This window comes from Streptomyces sp. NPDC002835 (assembly GCF_053591995.1).
Window position 1 is genome coordinate 1 of the sequence record NZ_JBSFUW010000080.1, and the last position, 10,079, is coordinate 10,079.

10 protein-coding genes are annotated in these 10,079 nt (G+C 71.7%); 4 read left to right on the forward strand and 6 right to left on the reverse strand.

Going from position 1 to position 10,079, the window contains the following annotated elements; all coding sequences use genetic code 11:
* Positions 1-290 (reverse strand): cbb3-type cytochrome c oxidase subunit I (locus tag ACWD01_RS36340; protein ID WP_451168131.1); only part of this gene is annotated, 290 nt, incomplete at its 3' end.
* Positions 287-1,258 (reverse strand): aa3-type cytochrome oxidase subunit II, encoded by a 972-nt coding sequence (gene ctaC, locus ACWD01_RS36345; protein WP_451168133.1) that lies wholly within the window; start codon positions 1,256-1,258, stop codon positions 287-289. The genes ctaC and ACWD01_RS36340, both read right to left, overlap by 4 nt.
* 272 nt (positions 1,259-1,530) lie before the next feature.
* On the opposite strand from ctaC, the gene ACWD01_RS36350 reads away from it, so the two are divergent.
* Positions 1,531-2,922 (forward strand): aminotransferase class V-fold PLP-dependent enzyme, encoded by a 1,392-nt coding sequence (locus tag ACWD01_RS36350; protein WP_451168135.1) that lies wholly within the window; start codon positions 1,531-1,533, stop codon positions 2,920-2,922.
* Between the two features lie 120 nt (positions 2,923-3,042).
* Here the strand turns inward: ACWD01_RS36350 and ACWD01_RS36355 are convergent, their stop codons facing one another.
* The gene (locus ACWD01_RS36355; protein ID WP_451168137.1) at positions 3,043-4,017 is read right to left on the reverse strand and encodes a carbohydrate kinase family protein; all 975 of its coding nucleotides are present in this window, start codon (positions 4,015-4,017) and stop codon (positions 3,043-3,045) included.
* Between the two features lie 128 nt (positions 4,018-4,145).
* On the opposite strand from ACWD01_RS36355, the gene ACWD01_RS36360 reads away from it, so the two are divergent.
* Together ACWD01_RS36360 and ACWD01_RS36365 are read left to right on the forward strand one after the other, a co-directional pair.
* A complete protein-coding gene (locus ACWD01_RS36360; RefSeq protein ID WP_451168138.1) occupies positions 4,146-4,370 on the forward strand; it encodes a hypothetical protein in 225 nt (74 codons plus the stop codon).
* A 132-nt stretch (positions 4,371-4,502) separates the two neighbouring features.
* Positions 4,503-5,987, forward strand: coding sequence for a hypothetical protein (locus ACWD01_RS36365; RefSeq protein WP_451168139.1), 1,485 nt, complete (start codon positions 4,503-4,505; stop codon positions 5,985-5,987).
* 75 nt (positions 5,988-6,062) lie between these two features.
* Here ACWD01_RS36365 and ACWD01_RS36370 read toward each other — a convergent pair whose 3' ends face one another.
* Positions 6,063-6,419, reverse strand: coding sequence for a HesB/IscA family protein (locus ACWD01_RS36370; RefSeq protein WP_005318559.1), 357 nt, complete (start codon positions 6,417-6,419; stop codon positions 6,063-6,065).
* Between the two features lie 257 nt (positions 6,420-6,676).
* On the opposite strand from ACWD01_RS36370, the gene nadA reads away from it, so the two are divergent.
* Positions 6,677-7,864, forward strand: a complete 1,188-nt coding sequence (gene nadA / locus ACWD01_RS36375) for a quinolinate synthase NadA (protein ID WP_451168142.1) — start codon at positions 6,677-6,679, stop codon at positions 7,862-7,864.
* An 81-nt stretch (positions 7,865-7,945) separates the two neighbouring features.
* On the opposite strand, the gene ACWD01_RS36380 is transcribed toward nadA, so the two are convergent.
* Both ACWD01_RS36380 and ACWD01_RS36385 read right to left on the reverse strand, forming a co-directional pair.
* Positions 7,946-8,629 carry a response regulator gene (locus ACWD01_RS36380; RefSeq protein ID WP_451168144.1) on the reverse strand — a complete coding sequence of 228 codons (684 nt, stop codon included), beginning with the start codon at positions 8,627-8,629 and terminating at the stop codon, positions 7,946-7,948.
* Positions 8,626-9,870 (reverse strand): sensor histidine kinase, encoded by a 1,245-nt coding sequence (locus ACWD01_RS36385; protein ID WP_451168146.1) that lies wholly within the window; start codon positions 9,868-9,870, stop codon positions 8,626-8,628. The genes ACWD01_RS36380 and ACWD01_RS36385 overlap by 4 nt, the downstream gene beginning before the upstream one ends.
* Positions 9,871-10,079: the final 209 nt, after the last annotated feature.

A 10,079-nucleotide genomic window follows, 5' to 3' on the forward strand; every position in this document is an offset into this window, starting at 1 on the left:
AGCAGCATGATCGTGCCGTGCATCGTGAACGCCTGGTTGAACTGCTCGTTCGACATGATCTGCGTGCCCGGCCGGGCCAGCTCGGCGCGCATGAAGAGCGCCATCAGGCCACCGATGCAGAAGAAGACGAACGAGGTGACGAGATACAGCGTGCCGATCGTCTTGTGGTCGGTGGTCGTCAGCCACTTGATCACGACGTTGCCGGGCTGCTTGCGCCGTACTGGCAGCTCGTTCTCGTACGAGTCTTCATCTGCCGCGGCGGCACCCTGGGGTTCGTTGAGGATGCTCACAGTTGGTTCTTCTCCGCATTCCTGGCCGGGTCCGTCTGCTCAATGCCCGACGGGATGAAGCCGGTCTGCCCCTTCTCGGCAAGCTCCTTCAGGTGCTGCTGGTAGCGCTCCGGGGAGACGACCTTGACATTGAAGAGCATCCGGGAGTGGTCGACACCGCAGAGTTCGGCGCACTTGCCCATGAAGGTGCCCTCCCGCGTGGGGGTCACCTCGAACACGTTGGTGTGGCCAGGGATGACGTCCTGCTTCATCAGGAAGGGGACGACCCAGAAGGAGTGGATGACGTCACGCGAGGTCAGGACGAACCGGACCTTCTCCCCCTTGGGCAGCCAGAGCGTGGGGCCCGGGTTGCCGTTCTGCGGGTTGCGGGTGCCGGGGATTCCGGCGTCGTAGACGCCCTCCGCACCTGCGGGGAAGTCGTCGGTGTACTTGTCCGGGATCGCGTTCAGTTCCTTGTCCGCGGTCGCGTCCCCGGTGGCCGGGTTCCCGTCCACGTCCTCGAGGTAGTTGAAGCCCCAGCTCCACTGGTAGCCGACCACATTGATGGTGTGGGCCGGCTTGTCGGAGAGCTGGAGGAGCTTCGACTCGTCGCGCGCGGTGAAGTAGAAGAACACCGAAACGATGATGAGCGGGACCACGGTGTACAGCGCCTCGATGGGCATGTTGTACCGGGTCTGCGGAGGGATCTCCACCTTGGTGCGGGTACGCCGGTGGAAGAAGACACTCCACAGGATCAGTCCCCACACCAGGACGCCCGTGGCGAGCGCAGCCGCCCACGAGCCCTGCCAGAGGGAGAGGATCCGCGGCGCCTCCTCCGTGACAGGGGTGGGCAGTCCGAGGCGGGGAAAATCCTCCCAGTTGTATGAACAACCGGAGGCGGTAGCCAGGATCAGGCCCGCAGTCAGCACCTGCGGCAGCTTCCGCCGCATCGGGCGCCGCGACGAGCGGTCGGAGCCGTTGGGACTCACGTAGCGCCTTCCCGAGAGTCTCGGCCCGCGCGGCCGGCTGCGGCCGTCTCGCTGGTCGGTCGCCGGCCCTGACGCGGGCAGGGGTTTGGATGTTTATGCGGACCAAACCCTACTGGACGCAATTTGGGGTCGCGCGGGGAGGGTGCCCAACGCGCCGTCCGGCACCCCGAAGGGGTGGCCGGTCCCGGCGGACGATGTGCGGAGCGCCCCGGAATGCCCGCTTCCAGCAGGCAACTGACGCTCCCTCTTCCCAGCCGGGTTAGCGTGACGACGTGCCCTATTTCGACGCCGCGTCCGCGGCTCCCCTGCACCCCGTCGCCCGCCAGGCCCTGCACGCCTCCCTCGACGAGGGCTGGGCCGATCCCGCCCGGCTCTACCGCGAGGGGCGCCGCGCCCGGATGCTGCTCGACGCGGCCAGGGAGGCCGCGGCGGAGGCCGTCGGATGCCGCCCCGACGAGCTCGTCTTCACTCCTTCGGGGACGCAGGCCATCCACACCGGAATTTCCGGGGCGCTGGCCGGGCGTCGGCGTGTCGGCCGCCGTCTCGTCGTCTCCGCCGTCGAACACTCCGCGGTCCTCCACGCGGCGACGGCGTGGGAGGCGGCCGGCGGCTCGGTGACCGAGGTGGGCGTGGACCGGCACGGGGCGGTGTCCCCCGACACGTACGCCGCGGAACTCGGCGCCACCACCGCGCTGGCGTGCCTGCAGTCCGCCAACCACGAGGTCGGCACCGAGCAGCCGGTGCGGGAGGTGGCAGAGGCGTGCCGCGCGGTGGAGGTGCCGCTGCTGGTGGACGCCGCCCAGTCCCTGGCGTGGGGTCCGGTCGACGCGGACTGGTCGCTGCTCACCGCGAGCGCGCACAAGTGGGGCGGCCCGGCCGGCGTCGGGCTGCTCGCCGTCCGCAAGGGTGTCCGGTTCGCCCCGCAAGGCCCGGCGGGCGAGCGGGAGTCGGGCCGGTCGGCCGGCTTCGAGAACATCCCGGCGATCGTGGCGGCGGCGGCCTCCCTGCGCGCGGTCCGCGCCGAGGCGGCGGACGAGGCAGTACGGCTGCGGGCCCTGGTGGACCGCATCCGGACGCGGGTCCCGGAACTGGTCCCCGACGTGGAGGTGGTGGGCGCCCCGGTGCGGCGGCTGCCGCACGTGGTCACGTTCTCCTGTCTCTATGTCGACGGGGAGACACTTCTCCACGAGCTGGACCGGGCCGGCTTCTCCGTCTCGTCCGGCTCGTCGTGCACGAGCAGCACGCTGATCCCGAGCCATGTGCTGCGGGCGATGGGCGTGCTCTCTGAGGGCAACGTCCGGGTGTCGCTCCCGCCGTCCGGCACGTCGGAGGAGGACGTGGACCGCTTCCTCGAGGTGCTGCCGGGTCTGGTGGCGGGTGTACGGGAGCGGTTCGGGGCGCCGGTGTCGCCCTCGTCCACGTCGTCGCCGGGCGCACCGGAGTCGCTGGTGGTGGACGCGCTCGGCCGGCGCTGCCCGATCCCGGTGATCGAACTGGCCAAGGTCATCGGCGACGTACCGGTCGGCGGCACCGTCACGGTCCTCTCCGACGACGAGGCGGCCCGCCTGGACATCCCGGCGTGGTGCGGGATGCGGGGACAGGAGTACGTGGGGGAACAGGGGGCGGAGCGGGGCGTGGCGTACGTGGTGCGCCGGGTGTCGTAACGCCTGGTCAGCCCGGCCGGCGATTGAGGCCGCCGCGCGAAGCGCGGTACCGGGCCCGGGCGAAGCCCGGGCCCGGTACCGCAGGCAGCGGACCCGCCCCCAGCGCGCCCCCGCCCGGTGTCAGGCGAGGTGCTTGTGGACCTCCGACGCCGCCTCGTCCCCGTACGCCTTCGTGAACCGCTCCATGAAGTGCGCGCGCCGCAGCGTGTACTCCTGCGTGCCCAGCGTCTCGATCACCAGCGTCGCCAGCATGCAGCCCACCTGCGCCGCCCGCTCCAGGCCCACGCCCCACGAGAGGCCGGAGAGGAAGCCCGCGCGGAACGCGTCGCCGACGCCGGTCGGGTCGACCTTGGCCTCCTCGTCGGGGCAGCCGACCTCGATCGGGTCCATGTCGGTGGACTCGATGCGGACGCCGCGCGCGCCGAGCGTGGTGACACGGTGGCCGACCCGGGAGAGGATCTCGTCGTCGCTCCAGCCGGTCTTGGACTCGATGAGCCCCTTCTCGTACTCGTTGGAGAACAGGTACGCCGCGCCGTCCAGCAGTATGCGGATCTCGTCGCCGCTCATCCGGGCGATCTGCTGCGAGAAGTCCGCGGCGAACGGGATGCCCCGCGAGCGGCACTCCTCGGTGTGGCGCAGCATCGCCTCCGGGTCGTCCGCGCCGATCAGGACGAGATCGAGGCCACCGACGCGGTCCGCGACCGACTTGAGTTCGATCTGGCGGGCCTCGCTCATCGCGCCCGTGTAGAAGGAGCCGATCTGGTTGTGGTCGGAGTCCGTGGTGCACACGAAGCGGGCGGTGTGCAGAACCTCCGAGATACGGACGGACGCCGTGTCGACGCCGTGGCGGTCGAGCCAGGCGCGGTACTCGTCGAAGTCGGCGCCCGCCGCGCCGACCAGGACCGGGGCGGTGCCCAGCTGGCCCATGCCGAAGCAGATGTTCGCCCCGACCCCGCCGCGCCGTACATCGAGCGTGTCGACGAGGAAGGAGAGGGAGACCGTGTGCAGCTGGTCCGCGACCAACTGGTCGGCGAAGCGGCCGGGGAAGGTCATGAGGTGGTCGGTGGCGATGGAGCCGGTGACTGCGATACGCACGGTGAGGCGCTCCTGAGGCGGTTTGGCAGTGACAGTTCACGCTACCGGGTCATGCGCCCGCACCAAATGCGGAAACTACCCGATAGTAGGGCTTTTTTCCCGGACTCCCGGGTGCATACGGTGCGGCTATGACGATGCACAGCGCCGCGCTCGAGCCGCGCCTGCGGCCCGATCCCCGGGAATCCGAGATCAGTCTGGCCCAGCTTCGCGGCGACTGCGCCCGAATGGCTCCACACTGGGTGGTACCGGCGGCCGCGGTGGCCGTGCCCGTTTCCCCCTCTCTGATCCACGGTGTCGTGGTGCCGCCCGCCTCCGCGCGGCTGGTGGACGCGATGTCCGACTACGGCTACTGACGCGGCGTACCGCCGCCCGGGCCGAGAAGGCCCGCAGAGAAGGCCCGGTCGAGAAGGAGGGAACCAGGCGCTCCTCCGCTCCGTCCCACCCGTGTCCTCCGCAGCAGGAGGCACGAGACAAGGAGCGATGCGGTGAGCAGCACGGAGAACACGCAGGAGACTCCCCGCCGTCGGCGTTCCCCGCTGGTCGTCGCCTCTGTGGCGGCCGCGGTGCTGGTGACCGGCGGTGGCGGTGCGTACTTCGCGACCTCCGGCTTCGGCGGCGGTGACAGTGGCGAGGGTGTCGAGGCCGCCGACGGCAAGGGGGGTCCGGGCGACGGGAAGAATCCGCCGCTGCTCGCGCTGGACACCGGCGGGTCCGTGACGGACGGCGGCGGCATCGCGCCGGGTGAGCCCGACCCGACCGGGGGCGGCGTCGTCTACCGGGCGAAGGGCGATCTGCCGCAGGGCCCGGAGCGTGCGGCCGTGCACCGGGCGACGGGGTCGGTCACCGCGGCCGAGGTGACCCGGCTGGCGAAGGCGCTGGGCCTGTCGGGCGCGCCCCGGCTGGAGGGTCCGGCGTGGAAGGTCGGCCCGTCCAAGGACGGGCAGGGTCCGACGCTGCAGGTGAACAAGGACGCTCCGGGCACCTGGACGTTCGCCGGGTACCTCGCGTCGCCCGGCGGCGACAACTGCCTGAAGGGCAAGGCGTGTCCGTCCGGCGGGGCGGGCGAGCCGGGCCCGGCCGTGAGCGAGGCGGAGGCCAGGAAGGCCGCGGCCCCGGTGCTCGACGCGGTCGGTCAGGGTGACGCCGCGCTGGACGCGGGCCAGTTGATGGGCGCCGTACGCGTGGTGAACGCGGACCCGGTGGTGGGCGGTCTGCCGACGTACGGCTGGTCGACCGGTGTCCAGGTGGGCGCGGACGGCACCGTCGTCGGCGGCAGCGGCCGGCTCAAGGATCCGGTGAAGGACGACACGTATCCCGTGGTCTCCGCCGACGAGGCGGTCGAGCAGCTGAACGAGGCCGGCAAGGACAGCGGCCGGGTGGGGATCGGCGGGTGCGCCACCGCGGTGCCGCACGGGGAGGTGCCGCACCAGGACGAACTGCGGCCAGAGACCCCGTGCGAGCCGAAGGGCTCCCCCGCGGCGCCGGAACGGCTGACGATCGGCAAGGCCGTCTTCGGGCTCTCCACGCAGTACGTGGACGGGCGGCAGGCGCTGGTGCCCTCGTGGCTGTTCGAGGTGACGGCGAAGGACGGCGACCGGCCGTTCACGGTCACGCACACGGCGGTGGAGAAGCGGTTCCTCAAGAGCAGCGAGCCGCCGGCGAAGGACCTCACCCCCTCCGAGCCGTCGAAGGACCCGGCCGGGCAGGAAGGCCCCGGGCCGGTCTCGTACAGCGTCGACGGGCGGACCCTGACGGTCACCTTCTGGGGCGGCGTGTGCAGCGAGTACGAGGCGAAGGCGACCGAGACGGGTGACCGGGTGAAGGTGCGGATCGTGGAGACGAACCCGGACCCGGAGCGGGTCTGCATCCTGATCGCCAAGGAGCTGACGGAGTCCGTGACCCTGGACGAGCCGCTGGGCGGCCGGCAGGTCGTCGGCGCGGACGGCGAACCGCTGCCGCGCAAGGGGTAAACCCCTCGCCTGCTCACGTCGAAGGCGGCGGACCCGCAACCGGGTCCGCCGCCCTTGGCGTGAGCAGCCGGACTCCTAGCTGAAGGAGTCGCCGCAGGCGCAGGAACCCGTGGCGTTCGGGTTGTCGATGGTGAAGCCCTGCTTCTCGATGGTGTCGACGAAGTCGATGGAGGCGCCGCCCAGGTACGGGGCGCTCATCCGGTCGGTGACGACCTTGACGCCGTCGAAGTCCTTCACGACGTCGCCGTCGAGGGAGCGCTCGTCGAAGAACAGCTGGTAACGCAGGCCGGAGCAGCCGCCGGGCTGAACCGCGACGCGCAGCGCCAGGTCGTCCCGGCCTTCCTGGTCCAGCAGGGCCTTGACCTTGGCCGCGGCGGCGTCGGACAGGAGGATGCCGTCGCTCACGGTGGTGGTCTCGTCCGATACGGACATCTGCTTCTCTCCCGGGTTGTGCGGACTGCTTGCCGACGGTGCAACCGGCATGGCCGCGGATTCATTCCGGGCCGGCCCGACTTTGCGCTTCGTGTCTCTTCATGCTCGCACACCGGGCCGAAGAGCGGCACCGGCCTGTGGACAGGGGGTGCGTCACATCGACGCTATGGCCATCGTCAAAGTGACGTGAAGCGGTTATGATAGATAGCGTCAAATAGACGAGAAGTGCTCAGCCAGACGAAGAAAGGGTGCGTGTCGTGACCACCGCCCAAACCCGCCCCGAGCTCGATGTTCAGCCGACTCCGCTCGCCCTCCTGCTGCTCGGCCGTGAGGCCGACCCGCGGAGCGAGCGCGGCGTGGAGTGCCCCGGCGACCTCCCCTCGCCGTCCGACCCGGACCTGGTGGAGCGCGCCCGCGCGGCCAAGGAGAAGCTCGGGCAGAAGGTCTTCGTCCTGGGCCACCACTACCAGCGTGACGAGGTCATCCAGTTCGCCGACGTCACCGGTGACTCCTTCAAGCTGGCGAAGGACGCCGCGGCCCGGCCCGAGGCCGAGTACATCGTCTTCTGCGGTGTGCACTTCATGGCCGAGTCCGCGGACATCCTGACCTCCGAAGACCAGAAGGTCGTGCTGCCCGACCTGGCGGCCGGCTGCTCGATGGCCGACATGGCCACGGCCGAGCAGGTCGCCGAGTGCTGGGACGTGCTGACCGAGGCCGGCGTCGCCGAGCAGGTCGTCCCCGTCTCGTACATGAACTCCTCCGCGGACATCAAGGCATTCACCGGCAAGCACGGCGGCACGATCTGTACGTCGTCGAACGCGAAGCGCGCGCTGGACTGGGCCTTCGAGCAGGGCGAGAAGGTCCTCTTCCTGCCGGACCAGCACCTGGGCCGCAACACCGCCGTCCGCGACATGGGCATGTCCCTCGAGGACTGTGTGCTCTACAACCCGCACAAGCCGAACGGCGGGCTGACCGCCGAGGAGCTGCGCGCCGCCAAGATGATCCTGTGGCGCGGCCACTGCTCGGTGCACGGCCGGTTCTCGCTGGACTCGGTCAACGACGTGCGCGAGCGCATCCCGGGCGTGAACGTCCTGGTGCACCCGGAGTGCCGGCACGAGGTCGTCGCCGCCGCTGACTACGTGGGCTCGACCGAGTACATCATCAACACCCTGGAGGCGGCCCCGGCCGGCTCGAAGTGGGCGATCGGCACCGAGCTGAACCTGGTCCGCCGCCTGGCGAACCGTTTCGCCGACCAGGACAAGGAGATCGTCTTCCTCGACAAGACGGTCTGCTTCTGCTCGACGATGAACCGCATCGACCTGCCGCACCTGGTGTGGGCGCTGGAGTCGCTGGCCGAGGGGAACCTGGTCAACCGGATCGAGGTCGACAAGGAGACGGAGAGCTTCGCGAAGCTCGCCCTGGAGCGGATGCTGGCCCTGCCGTAGCCGTTGCCGTATGCGCGCAGCCGTTGCCGCACGCGCAAAGGAGGGGCGCTCCGCCGGACGGCGGGGCGCCCCTTTCGCGGCTCACTCGGTCCTCGGCCGGACCAGTCCCGACTCGTACGCCGTGACCACGAGCTGGGCGCGGTCGCGGGCGCCCAGCTTGGCCATGGCGCGGTTCACATGGGTCTTCACGGTCAGCGGGCTGACCGCGAGCTGCTCGGCGATCTCGTCGTTGGAGCGGCCGCCCGCGACCAGCACCAGCACCTCGCGTTCGCGGACCGTGAGCACCGACAGCCGCTGCGAGGCGTCCCCCGCCCGCCGGTCGTCCCCGGTGCCGCCCTGCGCGAGGAACGTGGCGATGAGGCCCTTGGTCGCCGCCGGTGACAGCAGCGCCTCGCCCGCGGCGGCGACACGGATCGCGTTCAGCAGCTCGTCGGGCTCCGCGCCCTTGCCCAGGAAGCCGGACGCCCCGGCGCGCAGCGACTGCACGACGTACTCGTCCACCTCGAAGGTGGTCAGCATGACGATCCGCACGTGCGACAGATCCGGGTCCGCGCTGATCGTCCGGGTGGCGGCGAGGCCGTCCGTGCCGGGCATCCGGATGTCCATCAGAACCACGTCGGCCCGCTCCGAACGGGCCAGCGCCACCGCCTGCGCCCCGTCGGCCGCCTCCCCGACGACCTCCATGTCCGGCTCGGAGTCCACCAGGACCCTGAACGCGCTGCGCAGCAGCGCCTGGTCGTCGGCGAGCAGCACCCTGATCGTCATGTGTCCTCCCCCGCACGCGCCGGCCGCGCCTGCAGCGGCAGTATCGCCTGCACCCGGAAACCGCCTCCGTAGCGGGGCCCGGCGGTCAGGGTGCCGCCGAGGGCGCCGACACGTTCCCGCATGCCGATCAGGCCGTGCCCGCCGCCGTCGGCCGGGCCCGGCGTCTGCGTCTCTGCCTTCGCAGCGCCGTTGTCGATGACGGTGATCTCCAGCCGCGAGCCGACCCGTACGACGCTCACCTCGGCCTTGGCGTCCGGCCCCGCGTGCTTCTGCACATTGGTCAGCGCCTCCTGGATGATCCGGTACGCGGCGAGGTCGACGGCCGCGGGCGGCGTCCCGCCGTCGTCGGCACGGGCCACCTCGACGGGCAGGCCGGCCTGACGGAACCGGGTCACCAGCTCGTCGAGCACCCCGAGGCCGGGCGCCGGCTCGGTGGGCGCCTCCGGGTCCCCGGACTGGCGCAGCAGGCCGACGGTGGCCCGCAGCTCGTTCAGCGCGGACCGGCTCGCCTCCCGTACGTGCGCGAGCGCCTCCTTGGCCTGGTCCGGCCGCTTGTCCATGACGTGGGCGGCGACCCCGGCCTGCACATTGACCAGCGCGATGTGGTGCGCGACGACATCGTGCAGATCGCGGGCGATCCGCAGCCGCTCCTCCGCGACCCGCCGCCCGGCCTCCTCCTCACGGGTCCGCTCCGCACGCTCGGCCCGCTCCCGGATGGCGTCGACGAAGGCACGGCGGCTTCTCACGGCGTCACCGGCGGCGGCCGCCATGCCGGTCCAGGCGAAGATGCCCAGGTTCTCCTGCGTGTACCAGGGGCTCGACCCGAAGAACATCGCCGAGCCCGTCAGCACCGCCATCGTCACCAGGCCGACGCGCCAGGTGGTCGGCCGGTCGGTGCGGGCGGCGAGGGTGAAGAGGGCGATCACCGCGGCCATCGCGACGGGCGCCGCCGGATCGCCGGTCACCAGCTCGACGACGGACACCGCGCCGGTGACCAGCAGTACACCCCTCGGCTCCCGCCGCCGGAACACCAGCGCGGCCGCCGCGACCACTATCAGCACGACGCTGCGCTCGTCGGGGGTGCGGGTGCCGAAGGTGGGGCCGTGCGGCCCGTGCGGGTCGGCGAACGATCCGGCGACCATGCAGACGAGGGCGGCGAAGGCGAGGGCGCCGTCAAAAGCCAGCGGGTGCGCGCGCAGCCAGTGGCGGGTGCGGGCGTACCGGGCGGCGAGTGGGGTCACGCTGGGCCACGTTACGCGCGGCGGGGGGCGTGGCTGTTCCCCTACCCGCCCCTTCTCCGAAACCGGGCTCTGCCCGGACCCGCGCCTCAATCGCCGGCGGGGGGGGGGGGGGGCCCCCCCCCCCCGCGGGGGGGCCCCCCCCCGGGGGCCGGGCCGGGGGGGGGGGGGGGGCCCGCGCCGGGCGGGGGGGGGGGGGGGGCCCGCCCCCC